This window comes from Blastococcus brunescens, assembly GCF_035320885.1.
Lineage (GTDB): Bacteria > Actinomycetota > Actinomycetes > Mycobacteriales > Geodermatophilaceae > Blastococcus_B > Blastococcus_B brunescens.
The window spans coordinates 3,923,323-3,944,526 of sequence record NZ_CP141261.1 but is presented as its reverse complement, the minus strand read 5'-3'; the positions used below and the strand labels follow the sequence as shown (position 1 = coordinate 3,944,526).

Sequence of the window (21,204 nt, the reverse complement as noted above, 5' to 3'; positions counted from 1 at the left end):
GTCAGGCGCCGACGTAGGCCGCGAGGTGCTCGCCGGTGAGCGTGGAGCGGGCGGCGACCAGGTCGGCGGGTGTGCCCTCGAAGACGATCCGCCCGCCGTCGTGGCCGGCGCCCGGGCCGAGGTCGATGATCCAGTCGGCGTGCGCCATCACCGCCTGGTGGTGCTCGATGACGAGGACCGACCTGCCCCTGTCGACCAGCCGGTCGAGCAGGCCGAGCAGGTTCTCGATGTCGGCCAGGTGCAGGCCCGTGGTCGGCTCGTCGAGGACGTAGACCTCGCCCTTGTCCGCCATCTGGGTGGCCAGCTTCAGCCGTTGCCGCTCGCCACCGGACAGCGTGGTGAGCGGCTGGCCCAGGGTGAGGTAGCCGAGCCCGACGTCGGACAGCCGCTCCAGGATCGTGTGGGCGGCCGGCGTCCTCGCGTCACCGTCGCCGAAGAACGCCTCGGCCTCGTCCACCGGCATCGCGAGCACCTCGGCGATGTTCCGGCCGCCGAGCGTGTACTCCAGCACCGACGCCTGGAACCGTTTCCCCTCGCACTCCTCGCAGGGGGACTCGACGGTCGCCATGACACCCAGCTCGGTGTAGATGACGCCGGCGCCGTTGCAGGTGGGGCAGGCGCCCTCCGAGTTGGAGCTGAACAGCGCCGGCTTCACGCCGTTGGCCTTGGCGAACGCCTTCCGGATGGGCTCGAGGAGACCCGTGTAGGTGGCCGGGTTGCTCCGCCGCGAGCCGCGGATCGCACCCTGGTCGACCACCACCACGCCGTCCCGCTTGGCGACCGAGCCCTGGATGAGGGAGCTCTTGCCCGAGCCGGCCACGCCGGTCAGCACCACCAGCAGCCCGAGCGGGATGTCGACGTCGACGTCCCGGAGGTTGTGCGTGTCCGCGCCGCGCACCTCCAGCGCCCCCGAGGAGGTGCGCACCGAGGGCTTCAGCGACACGCGGTGGTCCAGGTGTCGGCCGGTCAGCGTGCCGCTGGACCGCAGCCCGTCGACGGTGCCCTCGTACACGACCTCGCCACCGCCGGTGCCGGCGCCGGGCCCGAGGTCGACGACGTGGTCGCCGATCGCGATCGTCTCCGGCTTGTGCTCGACGACGAGCACGGTGTTGCCCTTGTCCCGCAGCTGCAGGAGCAGGTCGTTCATCCGCTCGATGTCGTGGGGGTGCAGACCGATGGTCGGCTCGTCGAAGACATAGGTGACGTCGGTGAGCGCCGACCCCAGGTGGCGGATCATCTTGGTGCGCTGCGCCTCGCCGCCGGACAGGGTGCCGGCCGGCCGGTCGAGCGAGAGGTAGCCCAGCCCGATCTCGGTGAACGAGTCCAGGACGTGCCGCAGTCCGGCGAGCAGCGGGGCCACCGACGGCTCGTCCAGCTCCCGGATCCAGTCGGCGAGGTCGCTGATCTGCATCGCGCAGAGGTCGGCGATGTTCTTGCCGCCGATCTTCGAGGACCTCGCCTCCGGGCTGAGCCGGGTGCCGTCGCACTCGGGGCAGGGCTGGAAGGTGATCGCACGCTCGACGAAGGCGCGGATGTGCGGCTGCATCGCGTCGACGTCCTTGGAGAGCATCGACTTCTGGATCTTCGGGATGACCCCTCGTACGTGAGGTTGATGCCCTCCACCTTGATCTTGGTCGGCTCCTTGTACAGGAGGTCGTGCATCTCCTTCTTGGTGAACTTCGCGATCGGCTTGTCCATGTCGAAGCCGGCGCCGCTGAAGATCCGGCCGTACCAGCCGTCCATGCTGTAGCCGGGGATCGTCAGCGCGCCCTCGGCCAGCGACTTGTCCTCGTCGTACAGCGCCGTGAGGTCGAAGTCGGAGACCGACCCCATGCCCTCGCAGCGGGGGCACATGCCGCCCATGTAGACGACGTCGCGCACCACGTTCTTCTCGATCCGGCCGCCGGCCTTCTCCGTGCTCATCACCCCGCTCGCCTTGCGCGTCGGGACGTTGAACGAGAACGCCGTGGGGGACCGATGTGCGGCCTGCCCAGCCGGCTGAAGAGGATCCGGAGCATCGCGTTGGCGTCGGTCGCGGTGCCGACGGTCGAGCGGGGATTGGCCCCCATCCGCTCCTGGTCCACGAGGATCGCCGTCGTCAGGCCCTCGAGGAGGTCGACCTCCGGCCGCGTCAGCGTCGGCATGAAGCCCTGCACGAACGCGCTGTAGGTCTCGTTGATCAGCCGCTGCGACTCCGCGGCGATCGTGTCGAAGACCAGCGAGCTCTTGCCCGAGCCGGAGACCCCGGTGAACACGGTCAGCCGGCGCTTCGGGATCTCGAGGCTCACGTCCTTCAGGTTGTTCACGCGGGCGCCCTGCACCCGGATCAGATCGTGGCTGTCGGCGACGTGCTGACCGGCCGAACCGGCGTCGGGCTTCGTGGCCGTGCTCATCGGACCTCCGTCTGCGCAGGGGTGGCTCCGTCGCTGTCTACCGGATCCGGGAGCGGCCGGACCAGCCAGTGCCTTCTCCGCATGAGGTCGGGCTGCCCGCCGGCGTGGGCACCAGCAGCGCCGCACCGTCCCAGTCGAACGACAGCGGGACCAGGTACGGCACGCCCGCCGCCGACGCACTGGCCACCCAGACGTCGACGTCGTGGGTGAGCCGGTGCTCGGTGTCGGCGCGGCGCTGCTCGCGGGAGCGGGGCGAGGCAGCCACGGATCAGCGCGATTCCTGGATGCGGATCATGTTGCCCGCGGGGTCGCGGATGGCGCAGTCGCGCAGGCCGTAGGGCTGCTCGGTCGGCTCCTGGACGACCTCCGCGCCGCTGCCCTCCAGCTTCGCGAAGGTGCCGTCGAGGTCGGGCGTGGCCAGGTTGACGCCGAAGAAGCTGCCCTTGGCCATCAGCTCGAGGATGGTGCGCTTGTCGTCGTCGGTGAGGCCGGGGGTCGCGGTCGGGGGATGCAGGACGATGGCGGTGTCGGGCTGCCTGGAGGGGCCGACGGTGATCCAGCGCATCCCCTCGTAGCCGACGTCGAGGCGGACCTCGAAGCCGAGGACGTCGCGGTAGAAGGCCAGCGAGGCGTCCGGGTCGGTGTGCGGCAGGAAGCTCGAGTGGATGGTGATGTCCATGCCCGTCACGCTAGGGACGGCGCAGGGGCCGGTGCTTCTCCGTTCCTGATCGATCATGGAGCCTGACCGGTCTGGTCACCTGCTTGGCCACGCACGACGGCATCCCTCGGTCGCGCTCGCCTCCGTCCGCCGGTAGACGCTCGGCGGCATCCCGACCAGTTCGGTGAAGCGGGTGCTGAAGGTTCCCAGCGAGGAGCACCCCACCGCGAAGCACACCTCCGTGACGCTCAGGTCACCGCGCCGCAGCAGGGCCATCGCGCGCTCGATCCGCCGCGTCATCAGGTAGGCGTAGGGCGACTCGCCGAAGGCGGCCCGGAACTCGCGGCTGAGGTGACCGCTCGACATGTGCGCGCCACGGGCGAGGGCCTCCACGTCGAGGGGCTGCGCGTAGTCCCGGTCGATCCGGTCGCGCACGCGGCGCAGCCGCGCGAGGTCGCGCAGGTGCTGCTCGGTGGCCGGCGAGCTGCTCACCCGGCAGAGCCTGCCACGTCCCTCCACGGGGAGGGGAGCGTTTCCCCGGCCGAGCGAGATCTGCCGACGGACGGCGTGTATCGATTGACCTTCGATAGAGAAACCGCGAGAGTCGATCGCATGACGCATCTGCGCCACGTGGTGCTGCCGCTCCGGATCCTGCTCGTGATCGTGTTCGGGGGCCTCGTCGCCGCCCAGATCTGGGCGCTGCCCGGCCTCCTGCCCGACCTGGCGGAGCCGACGTTGGAGCGTTCGGTCATGCGGTGGACGATGCTCGCGGTCTCGGTGCTGGGCGTGGTGTGCGTCCAGGTCGTCGTCGTCTGCACCTGGAAGCTGCTCACGATGGTCACCGACGACCGGATCTTCAGCGCGAGCGCGCTGCGGTGGGTGAACGCCATCGTGTGGGCGGTCGCCGTCGGGTGGCTCATGCTCCTGGGCACGTTCGTCTGCAGCTACTACTTCATCGTCGACGAGGTCAGCGACGACCCGGTGCTGCCCGCGCTGCTGCTCCTGCTGCTGCTCATCGGAGCGGTGCTGGGCCTGCTCCTGGTGGTGATGCGGGCGCTGCTGCGGCAGGCGACCACTCTGCGGGCCGACATGGAAGCCGTCATCTGATGCCCATCGTCGTGCGCATCGACGTGGAGCTGGCCCGGCGCAAGATGAGCGTCGGCGAGTTCGCCGAGCGGATCGGGCTCACTCCCGCGAACGTCGCCGTGCTGAAGAACGGCCGGGCCAAGGCGGTCCGGTTCAGCACCCTCGAGGCGATGTGCCGGGTGCTGGAGTGCCAGCCGGGGGACCTCCTGGAGTGGGTGCCGGAGAACGACGTCGCGGCGAACCGATGACGGGGCCGCGGAGTGCCGAGATCGTCGACGTGCTGGTGGTGGGGGCCGGCCTCGCCGGGCTGCACACGGCCACGCTGCTGGCCGAGCGGGGCCACGACGTGCTCCTGGCCGAACGGCGGCCGGGCCTCGCCGGCGCCGTCCGCACCACCGGCATCTTCGTCCGGAAGACGCTGGACGACTTCCCGCTGCCGCCGGAGCACCTCGGACCGCCCATCCGCCGGGTGGTGCTCTACCCCCGAGTCTTCGGCGTCCGGTGACCCTCGACAGCGACCGTGACGAGTTCCGGGTCGGCGACATGGCGCCGCTCTACGAGGCGGCCGCCCGCGCCGCGCTCAGCGCCGGGGTGCGCCTGGAGCTGGGGACGCGCTACGTCGGCCGGCGGGGCGACGTCTACACGCTCGACGGGCCGCACGGACGTCGGCAGGTCCGCGCCCGGTACGTCGTCGGGGCCGACGGAGCCCGCTCCCGGGTCGCCCGCGACCTCGCGCTCGACCGCAACGACCACCTGCTGGTCGGCGCCGAGGAGGTCTTCACGGTGCCCGGCGCCTCGGAGCCACCCGCCTTCCACTGCGTGCTCGATCCGTCGCTCGCGCCCGGCTACCTCGCCTGGGTGGTCAACGACGGGCGGCACGCCCACGTCGGCGTCGCCGGCTACGCGCACCGCTTCCCGCACGGACTCCGGCGGGCGATGGAGCGTTTCGTCCGCACCGCCCCGGGGCTGGCCGGGGTCGAGCGTCCCGGCGACGTCGAGCGCCGGGGTGGCCCCATCCCGGTGGGTGGTCTGCTGCGCCGGATCAGCTGCCCGCGCGGGCTTCTCGTGGGGGACGCGGCGGGCGCCGTCTCCCCGCTCACCGCCGGCGGTCTCGACCCCTGCCTGCGGCTGTCCGACCACGCCGCCGACGTTCTCGACGAGGCCCTGCGGTCGGGGCAGGCGAGCGTGCTGGACCACTACGACGGGGCGGCCCTCCGTGCCTCGTTCCGGGGGCGGCTCGCGCTGCGGCAGGGACTGGCGCAGGTGCGCACCCCGATCGCTGCGACGGCGGCGTTCGCCCTGCTGCGCACGCCGGTCGGGCGGGCCGCGGCCCGCCGCGTCCTCTTCGGCGACCGCTCCTTCCCCACCCCCGCGGGCCCCGCGGCCGTGAGCCCGCTCCCCGCGCGCCCCGGCGCCCGGTGACCCCGCGACACGCTGCTGAGGCGGCGCCGGATCGGAGTCGTCGACCCGGACCTGGAGGGCGCCACGCTCGTCCGGTGCCCGCACTGTCGACATGTGGTCCGGTCGGGCGGCGGGTCGTCGTCCCCGATGGTGCGTTCGGCAACGATTCGGGAACGCGACGCCTCCGGCCGGTCGCGGCACGTCGCCCGGGAGCGCGTCGCGACCTACCTTCTGAGGACACCGCGCACACGGATGGGCGCGGTGGCCGGCGCACTTCCCCAGCGTCGGCCGCATTCCAGGAGTGGTTGTTGGTGAATGCTGCATCCAGCAGTGGAGTTGTCCTCGGCGGCACGGCGCGCCAGGGCTGGTGGCTGGTCGACGAGGAGGCCGGAGCCGGCCGGATCGTCGCCGGGCCGTTCGTCGATCGTGCCGACGCGGACTGGGCCGCCGGCGCCCACGACGGGAGCGCGACCGGCGGGGTCCGCCCCGTCTACGGCGTGCGCCGTCCGGACGGCGGGCTGGGGCGACGGCCCTCCCGCAGGACTGGGCGTGGCTGGCCCACCTCGGTGAGCAGCTCGACCGGCTGCCCGAGGACTGGGACGCTGGGTTCCCGGACGACGACCCGCTCGCGACCTTCGTCGTCGAGGTCACGGCGACGCTGGCGGAGGCCGGGCTGCAGCTGCACGACTCCACCGGAGCCGGCCGCGAGGTGGGCGGGGTCTGCCTGAGCCCGGAGCCGGGCCTCGGCGGCATCGTCGTCACCTGGCGCCAGCACGACCGGATGAGCGTGGAGCAGGTCCACGGCTCCGGCGCGGACGCCCCGGTGCAGCAGGTGATGAACCTCGCGCTGGCCGAGATCCTCCGCCGGCGTGGCTTCGCGGTCACCGACTTCGCCGGAGGCAGCGGCCACGTCGTACGCCCCGCTGCCTGACCCGGGTCAGGCTCCCCGGGCGCTCCCGACGGCCGGCGGGATCACCAGCGGACGACGGCCGCGCAGACGGGCCGGCAGCCGCGGGGCGGTGGCAGCCGGGCAGGCCGGGCGCGGGCGGTGGGGGCGGGGCAGGTCGATCACGGCGTCTCCTCGGGGTGCTCTGCGGTGGACCCGAGGATCGTCGCGGGGTCTGACATTTCCCTGGGTGGAAGCTGTGCGATCCCTCCGGGGTTGCCGGCGCCGATCACCCGGGTGGGGTGGTCCGGGTTCTCAACACCTGTATGGAGGTGCCGATACGAAAGCGTGCGCGCCGCCCACACGTTCGGGCTCACCGTCGTCGCCGAGGGCGTGGAGGAGCCGGCCCAGCTGGTCCGGCCCAAGGCGCAGGCGTGCGACCAGGCCCAGGGCTACCTGCTCTACCGGCCGATGCGGACAGAGGACGCCGGCGCCCTGCTGCGCCGCGCCGAGCGGCCGGCCAGGAGTGACGCCGGCGGCCGGCTGAGAGCGCGCCACCCGCTCCCGCGGCCACGAGCACCGACCGCCCGTTCGCGGGTGCGCGCTGCCCGTCGCCGCCGGATGTGCCACGATCCGGGCGGTGGACGGGATATCGAGGTCGTGGGCAGGTGAGCCGTGGTGAGCGGTCTGGAGACCGAGCCCGTCGACACCGGAGCCCGGGACGGGACCGGTCTGAAGCGCCCGGTCTTCTACGGTTCGGTCGCCGGCGTCCTCGCCGTCGCGCTCTGGGCGATGGTCAGCCCGACGTCGGCGGCGGACACGATCGGCTCGCTGGTGGGCTGGACGTCGGAGTGGTTCGGCTGGTTCTACATCGGCTTCGCCACCGCCGTGCTGGTCTTCGTGCTGATCATCGCGTTCTCCCGGTACGGGCGGGTGAAGCTGGGCCCCGAGCACTCCACGCCGCAGTTCAGCACCTTCGCCTGGGCGTCGATGCTCTTCGCCGCCGGGATCGGCACGGACCTGATGTTCTTCGCCGTCGCCGAGCCGGTGACCCAGTACCTGGCCCCACCGGTCGGGGAAGGGGAGACCGTCCAGGCCGCGCGTGAAGCGACGGTGTGGACGCTCTTCCACTACGGCGTCAACGGCTGGGGCATGTACGCGCTGATGGGGATGGCGCTGGCCTACTTCGCCTACCGCATGAACATGCCGCTGGCCATCCGCTCGGTGCTCTACCCGATCTTCGGCCGGCGCGTGCACGGCGCGCTCGGGGACGCCGTGGACATCGCGGCCGTCCTGGGCACGATCTTCGGCGTCGCCACGTCCCTGGGCATCGGGGTCGTGCAGCTGAACTACGGCCTGGACGTGCTCTTCGGCATCCCCGAGGGCCGCGCCGCGCAGATCGGGCTGATCGCGCTCGCCGTGGCGGTGGCGACGGTCTCCGCGGTCAGCGGCGTCGACCGGGGATCAAGCGGCTCTCGCAGCTGAACGTCCTCCTCGCCCTGGGACTGGCCGGGTTCGTCCTCGTCACCGGCAACACGGCCTTCCTGCTCAACGGGCTGGTGCAGAACGTCGGCGACTTCGTGAGCAGCTTCCCCGGTCGGACCCTGGACACCTTCGCCTACGACCGGCCGGACGAGTGGCTGAACGGCTGGACGCTGTTCTTCTGGGCGTGGTGGATCGCCTGGGCCTCCTTCGTCGGCCTCTTCCTCGCCCGCATCTCCCGGGGACGCACGATCCGTCAGTTCGTCGCCGGGACGCTCCTGCTCCCGTTCAGCTACATCCTCATGTGGGTGTCGATCTTCGGGAACAGCGCGATCGACCGGATCCGGCAGGGCGACGCCGCGTTCGGGGAGACGGCGATGAACACCCCGGAGCGCGGCTTCTACACGCTCCTCGCCGAGTACCCCGCGTTCCCGTTCATCGCGGCGATCGCGACCTTCGTCGGACTGCTCTTCTACGTGACGTCCGCCGACTCCGGCGCGCTGGTGATGGCCAACCTGTCCTCCCGGCTGCGGCGGCCGCAGGACGACGCCGCCGCCGGGGTCCGGATCGTCTGGGCGGTCGCCACGGGCGTCCTCACGGCGGCGATGCTCCTGGTGGGGGCGTGCCGGCGCTCCAGAGCGCGACGATCATCATGGGGCTGCCGTTCGGCTTCGTGATGGTGCTGGTGATGGTCGGGCTCTACCGGGCGCTGCGCAACGAGGCCGACCGGGCCTCGGTCCGGCACGGGGTCGGCCCTCCCGCCGGCCCGCCGCCCGGCGCCGGGACCGGCTGCGCCGACGCCGCAGGCCGGTGTCCAGCGGCCGGGAACGCGTCGACCAGTACCTCCACGACACCGCCCGGCCGGCGCTGGCGGAGGCTGCGGCGGAGCTGCGGGTGCGCGGCCTCGAGGCGGAGGCGCGCTGGGTCGGCGACGGCCCCGGCCGGAGCTACGTCGAGCTCACCGCGCACGCCGACGGCGAGGTGCCCTTCCGCTACCGCATCCAGTCACGGGAGATTCCCCGCCGGGGGACGGGGGCCCGCTCCTCGGCCGACGCCGACCACTCCCGGCTCGACGTCCACCTCGGGTCGGCCGGCCGCGGGGACGGCGACGTCAGCTACGACGTCATGAACTACACGCACGCGCAGCTGATCGACGATGCCCTGGACAAGTACGAGCGGCACGTCGAGGTTCGGAGCAGACTCGGCTGAGTCACCCTCAGCCGTCGAGGAACTCCTCGATCACCGGTGCCAGCTCGCGCGCCTCGGTGACGAGGGCGATGTGGCCGCCGTCGTACACGTGCAGCTGCGCGTCCGGGATGAGCCGGGCCATGATCCGGGCGTTCACCACCGGGATGATCGGGTCGTCGTTGCCCGCGACGATCAGCGTGGGCTGCCGGATGAGCCGCAGGAAGGGAAGGCTGCTCCAGCCGGTGCTGGCCGCCAGCTGGTAGTAGTAGCCGCGCCGCGGGCCCAGCCGGGACGCCGAGTGCAGCACCCGCGCAGCCCGGGCGGGGTCCTCGCGCATCGTCCCGCCGTAGATCTTCCCGGCGATGCTGCGCGCGTACTCGGGGTCCCGGTGGCGCCGCGGGGTGAGCATCTTCGCGAGCACCCGGGGATCGGCCGGCACCATCAGGGAACCCGTGCCGGTGGCCGCGAGGACCAGGCGGCGGACCCGCCTGCGGTGCTGGACGGCGAAGTGCTGCGCCAGCCCACCGCCCCACGACAGCCCCAGGACGTCGACCGGGTCGTCGAACCCCAGCCGGCCGAGCATTCCGGTGACCACCGGGCTGAACGTCGACAGGTTGTACGGGACCACCGGCCGGGGCGACCCGCCCACCCCCGGGACGTCGAACCGGACCACGCTGCGCCGTGGGCCGAGGGCGTCGACGAAGGGCTGGAGCACCTCCAGGCTCGCGCCGATCCCGTTCATGAGCAGCAGGGCCGGGACGCCGGCGTCCGTCCCGTGGCGCACCGACACCCGCAGCGTCCGGCCCCCACGGTGACCGTGCGGACGACGTCGGCGCGCCCCGGGGCCGGGGGCTCCGGACTACTTGTCGAAGACATAGGTGCCGGCGCTGCCGCGAGCTCCTCCAGCTTCTCCGCGGACGGCGGTGCCACCTCGTCCCCGGACCGCTCGCTCACCCAGGTCATGAAGTCCGGCCACCACGACCCCTGCACCGTCTCGGCCCGCTCGAGCCACTGCCCGGGGTCGGTCGGGGTGTCCTGGGCGACCTGGAAGGTGGACTTCGGGTTGCCCGGCGGGTTCACCAGCGAGGCGATGTGGCCGCTCGTGGACAGGATGAACCGGCTCTCCCCGCCGAGGAGCTGGGTGGACCGGTAGCAGGCCTGCCAGGGGCAGAGGTGGTCGGCGATCCCCGCGGTGACGTAGGAGTCGACGGTCACCGTGGAGAGGTCCACCGGCGTGCCCAGCATCGTCGCCCTGCCCGGCTCGGTGAGGGCGTTGCCGATGGCGATGTCGATGAAGTCGCGGTGCAGCGCGGCGCTCATCCGCGTGGTGTCGGCGTTCCAGAACAGGATGTCGAAGTTCGGCGGGGCTTGCCCTGCAGGTAGTTGTTGACCCAGTAGTTCCACACCAGGTCGTTGGGCCGCAGCCAGGCGAAGACCTCGGCGAGCTGCGCGCCGTCCAGGTAGCCCTTCCGGCGCGACTTCTCCGTCGCCGCCTTCACCGACTCCTCGTCCATGAGGGCCGAGACGGTGCCGGCGCGCGACCAGTCCAGGACGGTGACGGCGAGGCTGAGCCCGGCCACGCGGTCCTGCCGGCCGATGGCGGCGAGGTGGGCCAGCACCATCGTGGTGATGATCCCGCCGGAGCAGAAAGCCTGGAGGGCCACCTGCTCGCTGCCGGAGGCCCGCTCGACGGCGTCCATCGCGTCGATGATCGCCTGGCCGTAGGTGTCCAGGCCCCAATCGGCGTGCCGCTCGTCGGGGTTCCGCCAGGACATCATGAAGACCTGCTGGCCGCTGTTCACGTAGTGCTCGACGATGCTCCGGCCGGGGGCGAGGTCGGCGATGTAGAACTTGTTGATGGTCGGCGGGACCATCAGCAGCGGCACCGCGCGGACGGTCTCCGTCGTCGGGGCGTAGCGGATCAGCTCGAACACCGGCGTCCGGAAGACCACCGTGCCGGGGCTGTTGGCGAGGTCCTCCCCGACCGTGAACGCGTCAGGGTCGACCATCGACGGCACCCGGGGCGGGCTCGCCAGGTCACGGACGAACCGGCCGAGGCCCTGCACGGCGCTCTTCCCGCCCGTGTCGATCGCCGCCTTCAGCGACAGCGGGTTGACCACCGGGATGTTGCTCGGGGCCAGTGCGTCGACCAGGTTCGTCGCGGTGAACCGGATGCGTTCGTCGTCCTGCCAGTCCAGGTCGGCGGCCTCGATGAGCTCCCATGCGGTGCGGGCGGCGGCCAGGTGCGTCTGCATGGCCCGCCGCAGCAGCGGGTTGCCGGTCCAGGCGGGGTCGGCGAACCGCTTGTCCTTCTTCCCCGGGGCGAGCTCCGACCGGCCGAGCGTGATCCTCCCCAGCTCACCGGCCAGCTCCCCGCCGCGGCGCGCGACCGCGCCCGGCTGCCGGGCGAGCGAGCTCACGAACCGGACCGCCGTGCCGGCGGGGGAACGAGGCGGCGCAGCGGACCGCGCGCGGCATCGACCAACACCATGTCCAGGCCCATGACGGCCTCGGTGGCGTCCTCCGGCGGGTCGGCCGGCCGGCCGGACGCGGCCTTCGGGGGCGCTGCCTTCTCGGCTGCCTTCTCGGGTGGTGCCGGATCGGTCGCGGGCTGGGCCATCGACGGTTCTCCTTCGCGCGCTGCGCTGCGCCGGGCGCGCTCGGGAACGGCAGACGCGCCGTTCCCCCAGCGCAGGTGTGACGCCGTTCACTGAACCACAGCACCCGGAACCCGGCAGACCGGTGCGGCGGCTGCTCAGACCGTCTCCGGCACCAGCTCGGTGCGGGGCGCGCTGTTGGGCGCACGCCGCCACGACCGGTTCCGTCGCCAGAAGACGTACGTGCCCAGTCCGATCGGGATCGGCAGCACGAACGTCAACGCCCGGTAGATGAGGACCGCCGCCGCCACGGACGCCCGCGGCCCGCCGGCGGCCGCGAGCCCGGTGATCAGCGCCAGCTCGATGACCCCGAGCCCGCCGGGCGTGAACGGGACGGCGGTCAGCAGCCGGGCGAACGCGAAGACGGCGAGGACCTCGGCGAGGCTCACCTGGTCCGCGCCCACGCCCACGAACCGCAGCGCCAGCAGCAGGACCAGGAACAGGGAGAGGTGGCTGGCCAGTGTGGCGAGGGTGATCCAGTGCCACCGGGCGCGCAGCAGCAGGATCGTGCGCGCCCGGAACTTCGTCGTCGCCAGGTCCCAGCCGGCCACCGCTCCCCGGCCGAACGGGCGCCGGAGCGCCGTCGCGACGCGGGCCGCGCCCGTGCCGATCCGGGCGGCCGCCGCCTCGCTCCGCAGCAACATGCCGAGGGCGAGGACGGCTGTGCCCAGCGCCGCCACCCCCAGCAGCCCTGCGATCAGCCGTCCCGTGGTCGTCGTCCCGGAGAACGCGAGCAGGACCAGCGCGAGCACCGGGAGGGCCAGCTTGGCGAAGTTGTTCCACAGCCCCGAGACCAGCAGGGAGACCGAGGTCCGCGACCGGGAGAAGCCCCAGGAGGAGTTCATCGCGTAGGTGAGGCCGAGCGCGATCGCGGCGCCGCCGACGACTGTGTTGGAGACGGCGGTCGAGGACTCGGTGGAGACGGTGGCCTGTCGGAAGGTCAGCCCGGGCGTCGTCGTCATCATGAGGAACTGGTAGGTGGCGAGATTCCACACCGCCGCCACCACCAGGACGGCGACCTCGATCCAGGTCATCGCTCGGGCCGACGTCCAGACGTCGGACAGGCTGGTGAACTGCGGCAGGAACCAGGCGAAGACCGCCGCCACCAGCGCGAGCGAGAGCACCGGCCCCAGCCAGCGCCGCCAGCCGAGCCGGCCGGTGCGCGGTGCCTGCGGCCCGGTGCGGGACTGCACGGCGGTCATCGGCCGCCGTCCCCGGGCGGGTCCAGGTGCAGCCGGCCGCCGCTCTTCTCGTGCACCAGCGCCCGCAGCTCGTCGCGGGGGACGGCACCCAGCCCCTGGGTGGCGACCGCGAGCGGTTCGCCCCGGTTCTCGCCGGACAGCCGGAACACCACGGTGATGCAGCCGCCCTCGAACAGGTAGTACCGCCGCCCGACGTACAGGGGATGACCTGGTTGACCCGCTCCAGCCGGCGCATCTCCGGCCGGTCGCTCGGGATCTCCGTCGCCCCCGACGTGAAGCAGGACTCGGTGAGCCGGACCTCGATGGCGTGCACGCCGTCGCGGTCGGAGTCCAGCCAGAAGCGCGCCGAGCCGCGGTCGACGTCCATGTCGGAGAAGTGCCAGCCCAGGGGCATGACCTCCAGGCACGGCACCCAGGAGGCACTCGGCACCGCCTGGGCCATGAGCACCACGCCGTTGGACGGGGTGCCGTCGTCGCCCTCCGCGCAGGCGACGAGCCCGCTCAGCGCGCCGATCTGCACGCACCCGGTCAGCAGCACGACGGTGAGGGCGGTCAGCAGCACCGCGACCGCGCGGCGGGCGGGCCTCACAGCGGTGACCCGAGGAGCGTGACGGTGACCGCGGCGACGACGGCGGCACCGGCCAGGGTGACGAGGGTGAGCCCGGCCCGGCGCCAGGTCCAGCGCTGGATGCGCACGGGCGGCAGCCGGTAAGGGAGCAGGCGCAGGAAGTCCGCGTGCAGATCGCGCCCTGCTGGCGCAGCATCCGGCGCAGCTGCGTGGGCATCGTGAGGCCCCGGGTCGCGGCGAACGCCTCGGCGATCTCCTCGTCGGAGAACTGCAGCCGGGCGCGGCGGTAGACCCGCTCGGCGTCGGTGCGCAGGGCGAGGACCAGGAGCATGTTGGCGAGGTCGACCGCCTGGCGCCACGGGCTCGGTCGCACCTCGGCGAAGGCGGAGTCGATGAGGAACAGCGTGCCGTTGCGCACCAGCAGGTTGGCCGGCTTGATGTCGCGGTGCGCCATGCCGATGTCCCACATCCGGCGGACGATCGACAGGCCCTGGTCGATGACGGAGTCGTCGATCTCGGCCTCGCCGGCCTCCTTGGCGCCGGCGATGAACTCGGTGACCAGCAGGTACTCGCGCTCGGGGGTGATCTCCACGATGCCCAGCGGATGGGGGACCGGCAGCCCGGCGTCGGAGAACAGCCGGAGGATGTAGTCCTCGTACTGCACGAGCCGGCGCACCGTGTGGAACGGCTTCTCGTCCTCCAGCCGGCCGTAGAGCAGCGCCCGGCCGAGCTTGTACCAGCGGTCGGACCGCACGTGGGTGGCCGCGTACAGCTTGCCGAAGATGCAGCTCTCCTCGCCCTCGGCCGACGCGTCCGCCTTGACCGTGATCTTCAGCGGGGTGGAGCCGCCGGAACCGGCCAGGCCGAAGGGGGTGACGGCGGTGGCCAGCACGCCCAACTGGTCGTGGAGGGCGCGGATGATCGCCTGGCCGCGGTCACCGGAGACGTCGAGGTGGGCGGGCCGGGCGCGGGTGTACCGCACGGGGTAGACGGCGTTCGGCGTCATGAGCCGGAACGCGGCCAGCGGCGTGGCCACCCCAGCACGACGCCGGCCAGGATGCCCGTCGGGTGGTCCTGCGCCAGGTAGAGGCGGGACACGGCGGTGATCACCAGCAGTACGCCCACCGCCCACTTGCCCCGCGTCCGCCACGTCCCCGGCGGGATCAGGGCGTAGACCGTGCTCACGAGGAACGCGGCGAGCACGGTCATCGGCAGCGACGGCATCGAGAAGCCGGACCAGTCACCGATCGTCTCCACCTCGAACGGCCGGGGCCGCTGCAGGCCGAGGGCGAGGAAGGCGCCGAGGTTGGCGACGAGCAGCCCGACCCCGACCCAGACGAACAGGTGGCGCCACCGCCGGAAGACCACCAGCAGGACCAGGTTGCTCAGCCACAGGACGTGGATCGCCTTCTCGCTCGCGAGCAGCCCCGCGGCCTCCATGACCGGGGTCAGACCGGGGAGCGCAGCTCGCTGATCGCCTGGAGGATGCGGGTGTCGATGACGTCGAACCACGTGATCGTGCCGGTCGCGACGACCACGACCCACATGACGAGGACGACCGCGCTCAGGCCCAGCCAGAACCGGCCGGAGGCGTTGAGCGCCCGGGGAGCGGTGGCGGTTCGCCGGACGGGCGGCGCCGGCTCCGGACACGGGCGATCGCCGGGGAGCGGGCCGCGGGACGGGGACCGAGCGTCCCGGTCCGGGCGGGGCCTGCGGCAGCGACGCCATGTCGGGGAATGCTGCCCTCCGAACCGGATCCGGACCATCCCCTTCGCCCGCCCGTGGCGTTACGGTGACCTCCGCCCGCATCCGGGGAGAGGGAGACGCGCCGTGCGACGTCGGCCTGCCGGCCTCCTGGGGTGCTGCTGCTCGTCCTCCTCGCGGCCTGCGGGGGCGGCCCTCGACGCCCGCGGCGCCAGCGGGGACGATCCGGTTCGCCTCCTACGACTTCCAGGAGAACCAGATCCTGGTGGAGGTCTACGCCGAGGCGGCCCGCCGGGCCGGGCTGCCGGTCTCCGTCCAGCACGGCATCGGCACCCGGGAGGTCGTGGCCCCCGCTTTGCAACAGGGCGTGGTCGACGTCGTCGTCGACTACCTCGGGACGGCGACGATGTTCGCCCGCCCGGCCTTCCCCGATCTGCCGGAGACGCCGGAGGGGATGCATGCGGTCCTCTCGCGGACCCTCGGCGGGCGCGGGGTGCTCGTCCTCGACGCCGCGCGGGCCGAGGACCAGAACGGGTTCGTCGTCACCACCGCGTTCGCCGCCGAGCACGACGTCGGCCGGATCTCCGAGCTGGCGCCGCTGGCCCCGCAGCTGGCGTTCGGCGGCCCGCCGGAGTGCCCGGACCGGCCGCTGTGCCTGCCCGGCCTCGAGGAGGTCTACGGCCTGGAGTTCGCCGAGGTGCTGGCCATGCCCACGCGGGCCGCCACGGTGGAGGCGCTGCTCGCCGGGCACATCCAGGTCGGCCTGCTGGAGACCACCGACGCGCGGCTGGCCCTGGCGCCGGTGATGCTCCTGGTCGACGACCGCGGTCTCCAGCCGCGGGAGAACGTCGTCCCGATGGTGCGCAGAGCCGTGGCCGACCGGTTCGGCCCCCAGCTCACCGATGCCCTCGACCAGGTCAGCGCCCTGCTGACCACCGGCGACCTCGTCCAGCTCAACCGCGCGGTGGAGCTGGAGGGGCTGAGCCCGGAGGAGGCCGCGCGGCGCTGGTGGGGAACCGGGTGAACCACTCGTAATGGAGCAGATGCTCTAATACTCGGCATGGCGCGACCGCGGCTGCACCCGCCCGAGGCGCTGCTCGACGCCGCTGAGGAGCTGGTGATCGAGCACGGCCGGGCCAACCTCACCGTGCGCGCCCTCGCCGAGCGGGCCGGGGCGTCGAACGGCAGCATCTACCACGCCTTCGGGTCGGTGGACAACGTCGTCGCGACGACCTGGCTGCACCGCGCGCGGCAGTTCCTCGAGGTGCAGCGGACGGGCGTCGAGGCGCAGCTGGCCGCGGGCGATCCCCGGGCGGCGGTCCAGGCTGCGGCCGACGCACCCGCCCGGCTGCACGAGATCGAGCCACCGGCCGCGCGGTTGCTCACCGAGCTCCGGCGGGACGACCTGCTGACCGACGCCGTTCCGGACGCGGTGGCCGCGGACCTACGGGGCCTGGACCGCGACCTGGCCGCGATCCTGCGCCGGCTCGCCCGGTCGGTGTGGGACCGCACCGACCGGGAAGCGGTGCAGGTCGTCACCACGTGCGTCGTCCGGCTGCCCGGTGCGCTGCTCTTCCCGGAGATCCGGGTCGGGCGGGTGCAGCCCCGCACCCGCCGGCACCTGGCGGCCGCGGTCGGCGCCGTCCTCGACTGCCCGCTCACCCCTAGATGAGTGAGTCCTATTGACCCGGGCGCGTGTCGGTCCCCGGGGAAGTGGGCGGAGGGTGCCAAGACCGATGTGTGACCAACAACCTCGACACCCTCCTGACAGCACTCTACGTAGAACTGGAAGACCGCGTCCTGCCTCGATTGGGCTGGTCGCGGGCGCACCGGCCAGGCCGCAAGCCGGTGCTGTCCGACGCCGAGTTGCTGTGCCTGGCCGTCGCCCAGCAGTTGCTGGAGATCGCCAGTGAGCGGCGCTGGATCCGGTACGCCCGCACGCATCTGACGGGCACTTTTCCTCATCAGCCGAACCAGTCCGGCTACAGCAAGCGGCTGCGCGCGGCCGGTCCGCTGATCTCCGCGGTGATCACCGAACTGGCCCGGGACACCGACTCCTGGCATGACCTGCTGCGGCTGGTGGACTCCACCCCGGTGCCTGCGGCCGCCTCTCGGGAGACAGTCAAGCGCTCGGACCTGGCCGGGCACGCCGGCTACGGCTACTGCCCGAGCCACTCCCGCTTCTTCTGGGGATTCCGGCTCTACCTGATCTGCACCGCCGAGGGCATGCCGATCATCTGGGGTCTGGCCAATCCCAAGCTCGGCGAGCGCGAGGTGACCCAGGCGCTGCTCGAACACGACCACCACCTGCTTCGCGCCGGCCAGGTCATCCTCGGCGACAAGGGGTTCGCCGGCGTCGAGTTCGAGGCCTTCGTCCACGACGAACTCGGCGCGCACCTGGTGCGCCCCGACCGCAAGGACGAACCCGCCCGATTCGGCAAGCTTGCCCGCTGCCGGCAGTGGATCGAAGCGGTCTTCGACACCCTCAAAGGCCAGCTCACCCTCGAAGAACACGGCGCGCGCACCCTGGCCGGGGTCTACGCCCGCGTCGGCGCCCGACTGCTGGCACTGGCCACCGCGATCTGGCACAACTGGCACATCGGAGCCCCGATCAAGCGCTCCCTGATCGCCTACGACCACTGAGATCAATAGGACTCACTCATCTAGGAGATCCGCGATGCCCCTGCTGGACCGTCATGACGACGTCTTCGTCCTCGACCTCGGCGACACCGAGAACCGTTTCTCCCCGACTGGCTGGCCGCCGTCGAGGCCGCGCTGGGGAGGTGGAACGGGCCGAGGGGCCGCGCGCGCTCGTCACCGCCGCCACAGGCAAGTTCTTCTCGAACGGGCTGGACCTCGACTGGCTGTTCGCGCACGCCGAGCAGCACGAGGAGTACGTCGTCCGCGTGCACGAGCTGCTGGCCCGCGTGCTCGCGCTGCCGGTGATCACCGTCGCGGCGCTCCAGGGGCACACCTTCGCCGCCGGGGCGATGCTGTCGCTGGCGCACGACTTCCGCATCATGCGCGCCGACCGCGGCTTCTGGTGCCTGCCCGAGGCCGACATCGGCATCCCGTTCACCCGCGGGATGTCGTCCCTGATCCAGGCGCGGCTGACCCCGCAGACGGCGCACGAGGCGATGACCACCGGACGCCGCTACGGCGGCGCCGATGCGCTGGCCGCAGGCATCGTCGACCACGCCGTCGGCGAGGACGCCGTGCGGACGACGGCGGCGGAACTGGCCGGTCCGCTGGCCGGCAAGGCCGGCGACACCCTGGGCACCATCAAGTCGCGCATGTACGCGCCGGTGCTGGCGATCCTGCGCGACCGCAGCGACCCCGGAACTGACCCCGCCCTGCCTCAGACGATGGCGCCGTGCCCGGTGATCGCCCGGCCCACGATCAGCGTGTTCACCTCGCGGGTGCCCTCGTAGGAGTAGATGGCCTCGGCGTCGGCGACGAAGCGGCCGACGTTGTGCTCCAGCAGGATGCCGTTGCCCCCATGAGCTCGCGCGCCCAGCCGACGGTCTCCCGCATGCGCACCGTGCTCACGGCCTTGGCCAGCGACGCCTGCTCGTCGGTCATCCGGCCGGCGTCCTGCAGCTGGGACAGCCGCATGCACAGCGCCGCCGAGGCGGTGATGTTGCCGAGCATCCGCACCAGCAGGTCCTGCACCAGCTGGAAGCTCGCGATCGGTTTGCCGAACTGGGTGCGCTCGTTGGCGTAGCGGAGGGCGTGTTCGTACGCGCCTCGGGAGCAGCCGACCGCCGACCAGGCCACGCCGGCCCGCGTCGTCCTCAGCACCTTGGCGGTGTCCGTGAAGCCGTTGGCCTCCTGCAGCCGGTTCTCCTCCGGCACCCGCACGTCCTCCAGCGTGATCACCGCGTTCTGGACGGCGCGCAGCGCGATCTTGTCCTCGAGGTCGACGGCGGACATGCCCTCGGTGCCATGCTCGACGACGAAGCCGAGCACCCGCTGGGTGTCGACGTCCTGGGCCCAGATGATCACGAGGTCGGCGAAACTGCCGTTCCCGATCCACTTCTTCTGCCCGTTGAGCACCCACGTGTCCCCGTCGCGGCGGGCCGTCGTCCGCAGGCCGCGGGCGACGTCGGAACCCGAGTCGGGCTCGGTGAGACCGAAGGCGCCGATGAGCTCCATGCGGGCCATCGCCGGCAGCCAGCGTTCCTTCTGCTCCTCGGAGGCGCACAGGTGCATCGAGCCCATGGCCAGGCCACCGTGCACGCCCATGAACGTGGAGACCGACGGGTCCCCCGGGACAGCTCCATGGCGATCATGCCGTCGAGCAGGGCCGACCTTCCGGGGAGCCGTAGCCGGAGAACTGGGTGCCGGCGATGCCCAGCTCCGCGAGCCCCGGGATGATCTGCCGCGGGAACTCCGCCCGCGTCCAGTACTCGTTGATGATCGGCTGGACCTCGGCGTCCATGAAGGCGCGCACCCGGTGCAGCAGCGCCCGGTCCTCGTCGTCGAGGAGGGCCTCGAGGTCGTAGAAGTCGGACGTCACTGCCCTTGCTCCGTCGGTCACCCGCGCCCCCTACCCGCGGCGTGGTGGAACTCAACCGGCACGTATGCGGCCGGGCAGGACGGAAGCCCGTTCCGTAGCGAGGAGGCACCGTGCGATCCATCGCCCAGCAGCGCGGCGCTGAGCAAGGGGCTGGCCGCGGTCGCCGGCCTGGTCGAGCGCGTTCTGCGTCGTGGCAGCGCGATGACGACTCGACCTCGCGGTACGGCAGCCGTTCTCGCCGTCCACCGCGCGGTCGGCTGCAGCGTGGCGAGGACGGCGAGCCGGCGACGCGCGTCGGCCCCTCCCCGACGGGGAGAGGGCCGAAGCGTGCGCGGTGGAGCGGCCGGGTCGGCGCTTACGTGGTCTTCTTCTCCTTGGGCTCACCGCGGGCGTCGAGCTGGATCTCCTTCTCGGCCCTCGGCACGCCTTCCTTCAGCTCCTTGGTCCGCTCCATCTCGGCGTCCAGCTCGATGCCGAAGAGCAGGGCGACGTTGATCAGCCAGAACCAGATCAGGAAGATCACCACGCCGGCCAGCGTGCCGTAGGTGGCGTTGTAGCTGCTGAAGTTGGCCACGTAGAACGCGAAGGCGGCGGACGCGACGATCGCGACGAGGATCGCGACCCCGGCGCCGGGGCTGACCCACTTGAAGCCGCGCAGCCGGACGTTGGGGGTCGAGTAGTAGAGGACCGCGATCATCAGCGCCAGGACGACGAGGATCACCGGCCACTTCGCGACGGTCCACACCGTCTGGCCCACCTCGCCGATGCCGATGGCCCCGGCGACCGCGTCGACGACCGGTCCGCTGAGCACGAGCAGGGCCACGATGACGGCGGCGAACAGGACACCGATCAGGGTGATCAGCAGCTGGAGCGGCTTGAGCTTCCAGATCTTGCGGCCTTCCGGCGTCTCGTAGACGACGTTGGCGGCACGGGTGAAGGCGCCGACATAGCCCGACGCCGACCAGATGGCGGCGGCCAGACCGATGACGAGGCCGAAGCCGGCGGTGCTCTGGTTCCCGGCGATCTGCTCGATGACCGGGTTCAGGTCCTCGGCGGCGCTCGCGGGGACCACGGTGGTCAGGGCTTGGCTGAGCTCCTCGGGCGTGGTGAACAGGCCGACGATGGAGGTCAGGGCGATCAGCGCGGGGAACAGCGCCAGGACGCCGTAGTAGGTCAGCGCGGCGGCCCAGTCGGTGAGGTTGTCCTCGCTGAACTCCGTGACCGTGCGCTTGACCGTGCCCATCGTCGTGGGCGTCGGATCGGCGCCCGTGGGGGCGTAGTCGGCGCGCGTCCCGCTGATCTCGTCGGTCTCGGGAGCGGGGTCTCCAGCGCGGTTGCCGGAGAACTCCGTCTCCGGCGTGCGGCTCGAGGAGCCGGTGGCTCGGGCCATGTGGTCCTCCGGGGTCAGGCAGCGGGAAGTCCTCACCTCGGTGCCCCGGACGGACCCGTTCCATGCCGGA

Annotated in this window: 27 protein-coding genes and 2 pseudogenes; 12 read left to right on the top strand and 17 right to left on the bottom strand. The window is 72.2% G+C overall.

Annotated features, from left to right (window positions below):
- Position 1 precedes the first annotated feature (1 nt).
- The 6 genes from U6N30_RS26500 to U6N30_RS26475 form a co-directional block, all read right to left on the bottom strand.
- Positions 2–1,147: an ATP-binding cassette domain-containing protein gene (locus U6N30_RS26500; protein ID WP_324278480.1), complete on the bottom strand. Its 1,146-nt coding sequence runs from the start codon at positions 1,145–1,147 to the stop codon at positions 2–4.
- Between the two features lie 86 nt (positions 1,148–1,233).
- Entirely contained in the window at positions 1,234–1,926 is a 693-nt protein-coding gene (locus U6N30_RS26495; protein WP_324274613.1) for a hypothetical protein, read from the bottom strand.
- Positions 1,923–2,393 carry a P-loop NTPase family protein gene (locus U6N30_RS26490; RefSeq protein WP_324274612.1) on the bottom strand — a complete coding sequence of 157 codons (471 nt, stop codon included), beginning with the start codon at positions 2,391–2,393 and terminating at the stop codon, positions 1,923–1,925. The genes U6N30_RS26495 and U6N30_RS26490 overlap by 4 nt, the downstream gene beginning before the upstream one ends.
- 37 nt (positions 2,394–2,430) lie before the next feature.
- Positions 2,431–2,658 carry a hypothetical protein gene (locus U6N30_RS26485; protein ID WP_324274611.1) on the bottom strand — a complete coding sequence of 76 codons (228 nt, stop codon included), beginning with the start codon at positions 2,656–2,658 and terminating at the stop codon, positions 2,431–2,433.
- Positions 2,659–2,661: 3 nt separating this feature from the next.
- On the bottom strand, positions 2,662–3,072 hold the full coding sequence (locus tag U6N30_RS26480; RefSeq protein WP_324274610.1) for a VOC family protein: 411 nt from the start codon (positions 3,070–3,072) through the stop codon (positions 2,662–2,664).
- A 75-nt stretch (positions 3,073–3,147) separates the two neighbouring features.
- On the bottom strand, positions 3,148–3,543 hold the full coding sequence (locus tag U6N30_RS26475; protein WP_324274609.1) for a helix-turn-helix transcriptional regulator: 396 nt from the start codon (positions 3,541–3,543) through the stop codon (positions 3,148–3,150).
- A gap of 120 nt (positions 3,544–3,663) precedes the next feature.
- Here U6N30_RS26475 and U6N30_RS26470 point away from each other — a divergent pair, with 120 nt between their 5' ends.
- From U6N30_RS26470 to U6N30_RS26450, 5 genes are all read left to right on the top strand, one after another.
- A complete protein-coding gene (locus U6N30_RS26470) occupies positions 3,664–4,158 on the top strand; it encodes a DUF2975 domain-containing protein (protein ID WP_324274608.1) in 495 nt (164 codons plus the stop codon).
- Entirely contained in the window at positions 4,158–4,385 is a 228-nt protein-coding gene (locus U6N30_RS26465; protein WP_324274607.1) for a helix-turn-helix domain-containing protein, read from the top strand. Before U6N30_RS26470 ends, U6N30_RS26465 begins: the two co-directional genes overlap by 1 nt.
- Entirely contained in the window at positions 4,382–4,642 is a 261-nt protein-coding gene (locus U6N30_RS26460) for an FAD-dependent oxidoreductase (RefSeq protein WP_324274606.1), read from the top strand. The genes U6N30_RS26465 and U6N30_RS26460 overlap by 4 nt, the downstream gene beginning before the upstream one ends.
- Positions 4,639–5,559, top strand: a complete 921-nt coding sequence (locus U6N30_RS26455) for an NAD(P)/FAD-dependent oxidoreductase (protein ID WP_324274605.1) — start codon at positions 4,639–4,641, stop codon at positions 5,557–5,559. Before U6N30_RS26460 ends, U6N30_RS26455 begins: the two co-directional genes overlap by 4 nt.
- Positions 5,560–5,905: 346 nt before the next feature.
- Complete coding sequence (locus U6N30_RS26450) at positions 5,906–6,469, top strand: hypothetical protein (protein WP_324274604.1); 564 nt, start codon at positions 5,906–5,908, stop codon at positions 6,467–6,469.
- Positions 6,470–6,475: 6 nt separating this feature from the next.
- Here U6N30_RS26450 and U6N30_RS26445 read toward each other — a convergent pair whose 3' ends face one another.
- Positions 6,476–6,610, bottom strand: coding sequence for a hypothetical protein (locus tag U6N30_RS26445; RefSeq protein WP_324274603.1), 135 nt, complete (start codon positions 6,608–6,610; stop codon positions 6,476–6,478).
- A 162-nt stretch (positions 6,611–6,772) separates the two neighbouring features.
- Here U6N30_RS26445 and U6N30_RS26440 point away from each other — a divergent pair, with 162 nt between their 5' ends.
- The 3 genes and pseudogenes from U6N30_RS26440 to U6N30_RS26425 all read left to right on the top strand — a co-directional run bounded on the left by U6N30_RS26440 (position 6,773) and on the right by U6N30_RS26425 (position 9,115).
- On the top strand, positions 6,773–7,096 hold the full coding sequence (locus U6N30_RS26440; protein ID WP_324274602.1) for a hypothetical protein: 324 nt from the start codon (positions 6,773–6,775) through the stop codon (positions 7,094–7,096).
- A 120-nt stretch (positions 7,097–7,216) separates the two neighbouring features.
- A pseudogene (locus tag U6N30_RS34660) lies at positions 7,217–8,583 on the top strand (BCCT family transporter).
- Positions 8,584–8,716: 133 nt separating this feature from the next.
- Complete coding sequence (locus U6N30_RS26425) at positions 8,717–9,115, top strand: hypothetical protein (protein WP_324274600.1); 399 nt, start codon at positions 8,717–8,719, stop codon at positions 9,113–9,115.
- A 7-nt stretch (positions 9,116–9,122) separates the two neighbouring features.
- Here U6N30_RS26425 and phaZ read toward each other — a convergent pair whose 3' ends face one another.
- The 7 genes from phaZ to U6N30_RS26390 form a co-directional block, all read right to left on the bottom strand.
- A complete protein-coding gene (gene phaZ, locus U6N30_RS26420; protein ID WP_324274599.1) occupies positions 9,123–9,884 on the bottom strand; it encodes a poly(3-hydroxyalkanoate) depolymerase in 762 nt (253 codons plus the stop codon).
- Positions 9,833–10,414: a hypothetical protein gene (locus tag U6N30_RS26415; RefSeq protein WP_324274598.1), complete on the bottom strand. Its 582-nt coding sequence runs from the start codon at positions 10,412–10,414 to the stop codon at positions 9,833–9,835. The genes phaZ and U6N30_RS26415 overlap by 52 nt, the downstream gene beginning before the upstream one ends.
- Positions 10,411–11,514, bottom strand: a complete 1,104-nt coding sequence (locus tag U6N30_RS26410; protein WP_324274597.1) for a PHA/PHB synthase family protein — start codon at positions 11,512–11,514, stop codon at positions 10,411–10,413. Before U6N30_RS26410 ends, U6N30_RS26415 begins: the two co-directional genes overlap by 4 nt.
- Positions 11,511–11,714, bottom strand: coding sequence for a hypothetical protein (locus tag U6N30_RS26405; protein ID WP_324274596.1), 204 nt, complete (start codon positions 11,712–11,714; stop codon positions 11,511–11,513). The genes U6N30_RS26410 and U6N30_RS26405 overlap by 4 nt, the downstream gene beginning before the upstream one ends.
- A gap of 135 nt (positions 11,715–11,849) precedes the next feature.
- A complete protein-coding gene (locus U6N30_RS26400) occupies positions 11,850–12,953 on the bottom strand; it encodes a lysylphosphatidylglycerol synthase transmembrane domain-containing protein (RefSeq protein ID WP_324274595.1) in 1,104 nt (367 codons plus the stop codon).
- Positions 12,950–14,557 carry a BUD32 family EKC/KEOPS complex subunit gene (locus tag U6N30_RS26395; protein ID WP_324274594.1) on the bottom strand — a complete coding sequence of 536 codons (1,608 nt, stop codon included), beginning with the start codon at positions 14,555–14,557 and terminating at the stop codon, positions 12,950–12,952. The genes U6N30_RS26400 and U6N30_RS26395 overlap by 4 nt, the downstream gene beginning before the upstream one ends.
- Positions 14,524–14,961 carry a phosphatase PAP2 family protein gene (locus U6N30_RS26390; RefSeq protein WP_324274593.1) on the bottom strand — a complete coding sequence of 146 codons (438 nt, stop codon included), beginning with the start codon at positions 14,959–14,961 and terminating at the stop codon, positions 14,524–14,526. The genes U6N30_RS26395 and U6N30_RS26390 overlap by 34 nt, the downstream gene beginning before the upstream one ends.
- A gap of 352 nt (positions 14,962–15,313) precedes the next feature.
- On the opposite strand from U6N30_RS26390, the gene U6N30_RS26385 reads away from it, so the two are divergent.
- The 4 genes from U6N30_RS26385 (at position 15,314) to U6N30_RS26370 (ending at position 18,656) form a co-directional block, all read left to right on the top strand.
- Positions 15,314–16,249: an ABC transporter substrate-binding protein gene (locus tag U6N30_RS26385; RefSeq protein ID WP_324274592.1), complete on the top strand. Its 936-nt coding sequence runs from the start codon at positions 15,314–15,316 to the stop codon at positions 16,247–16,249.
- A 36-nt stretch (positions 16,250–16,285) separates the two neighbouring features.
- Positions 16,286–16,897: a TetR/AcrR family transcriptional regulator gene (locus U6N30_RS26380; RefSeq protein WP_324274591.1), complete on the top strand. Its 612-nt coding sequence runs from the start codon at positions 16,286–16,288 to the stop codon at positions 16,895–16,897.
- 68 nt (positions 16,898–16,965) lie between these two features.
- Positions 16,966–17,868 carry an IS982 family transposase gene (locus U6N30_RS26375; protein WP_324274590.1) on the top strand — a complete coding sequence of 301 codons (903 nt, stop codon included), beginning with the start codon at positions 16,966–16,968 and terminating at the stop codon, positions 17,866–17,868.
- Positions 17,869–18,008: 140 nt separating this feature from the next.
- Positions 18,009–18,656 carry an enoyl-CoA hydratase/isomerase family protein gene (locus tag U6N30_RS26370; RefSeq protein WP_324274589.1) on the top strand — a complete coding sequence of 216 codons (648 nt, stop codon included), beginning with the start codon at positions 18,009–18,011 and terminating at the stop codon, positions 18,654–18,656.
- Here the strand turns inward: U6N30_RS26370 and U6N30_RS26365 are convergent.
- The 3 genes and pseudogenes from U6N30_RS26365 to U6N30_RS26355 form a co-directional block, all read right to left on the bottom strand.
- A pseudogene (locus tag U6N30_RS26365) lies at positions 18,584–19,437 on the bottom strand (acyl-CoA dehydrogenase family protein). The gene U6N30_RS26370 and the pseudogene U6N30_RS26365 sit on opposite strands and share 73 nt — an antisense overlap.
- A 76-nt stretch (positions 19,438–19,513) precedes the next feature.
- Entirely contained in the window at positions 19,514–19,765 is a 252-nt protein-coding gene (locus tag U6N30_RS26360; RefSeq protein WP_324274588.1) for an acyl-CoA dehydrogenase family protein, read from the bottom strand.
- A gap of 334 nt (positions 19,766–20,099) precedes the next feature.
- Entirely contained in the window at positions 20,100–21,134 is a 1,035-nt protein-coding gene (locus U6N30_RS26355; RefSeq protein ID WP_324274587.1) for a YihY/virulence factor BrkB family protein, read from the bottom strand.
- Between the last annotated feature and the right edge of the window lie 70 nt (positions 21,135–21,204).

Bases quoted from the DNA above. Each gene is read 5' to 3' on its own strand.
- U6N30_RS26355 (WP_324274587.1), bottom strand. From the start codon at position 21,134: ATGGCCCGAGCCACCGGCTCCTCGAGCCGCACGCCGGAGACGGAGTTC.
- U6N30_RS26470 (WP_324274608.1), top strand. From the start codon at position 3,664: ATGACGCATCTGCGCCACGTGGTGCTGCCGCTCCGGATCCTGCTCGTG.
- U6N30_RS26390 (WP_324274593.1), bottom strand. From the start codon at position 14,961: ATGGAGGCCGCGGGGCTGCTCGCGAGCGAGAAGGCGATCCACGTCCTG.
- U6N30_RS26400 (WP_324274595.1), bottom strand. From the start codon at position 12,953: ATGACCGCCGTGCAGTCCCGCACCGGGCCGCAGGCACCGCGCACCGGC.
- U6N30_RS26490 (WP_324274612.1), bottom strand. From the start codon at position 2,393: ATGAGCACGGCCACGAAGCCCGACGCCGGTTCGGCCGGTCAGCACGTC.
- U6N30_RS26465 (WP_324274607.1), top strand. From the start codon at position 4,158: ATGCCCATCGTCGTGCGCATCGACGTGGAGCTGGCCCGGCGCAAGATG.
- U6N30_RS26415 (WP_324274598.1), bottom strand. From the start codon at position 10,414: ATGAGCGCCGCGCTGCACCGCGACTTCATCGACATCGCCATCGGCAAC.
- U6N30_RS26405 (WP_324274596.1), bottom strand. From the start codon at position 11,714: ATGGCCCAGCCCGCGACCGATCCGGCACCACCCGAGAAGGCAGCCGAG.
- U6N30_RS26460 (WP_324274606.1), top strand. From the start codon at position 4,382: ATGACGGGGCCGCGGAGTGCCGAGATCGTCGACGTGCTGGTGGTGGGG.
- U6N30_RS26380 (WP_324274591.1), top strand. From the start codon at position 16,286: ATGGCGCGACCGCGGCTGCACCCGCCCGAGGCGCTGCTCGACGCCGCT.
- U6N30_RS26480 (WP_324274610.1), bottom strand. From the start codon at position 3,072: ATGGACATCACCATCCACTCGAGCTTCCTGCCGCACACCGACCCGGAC.
- U6N30_RS26500 (WP_324278480.1), bottom strand. From the start codon at position 1,147: ATGAACGACCTGCTCCTGCAGCTGCGGGACAAGGGCAACACCGTGCTC.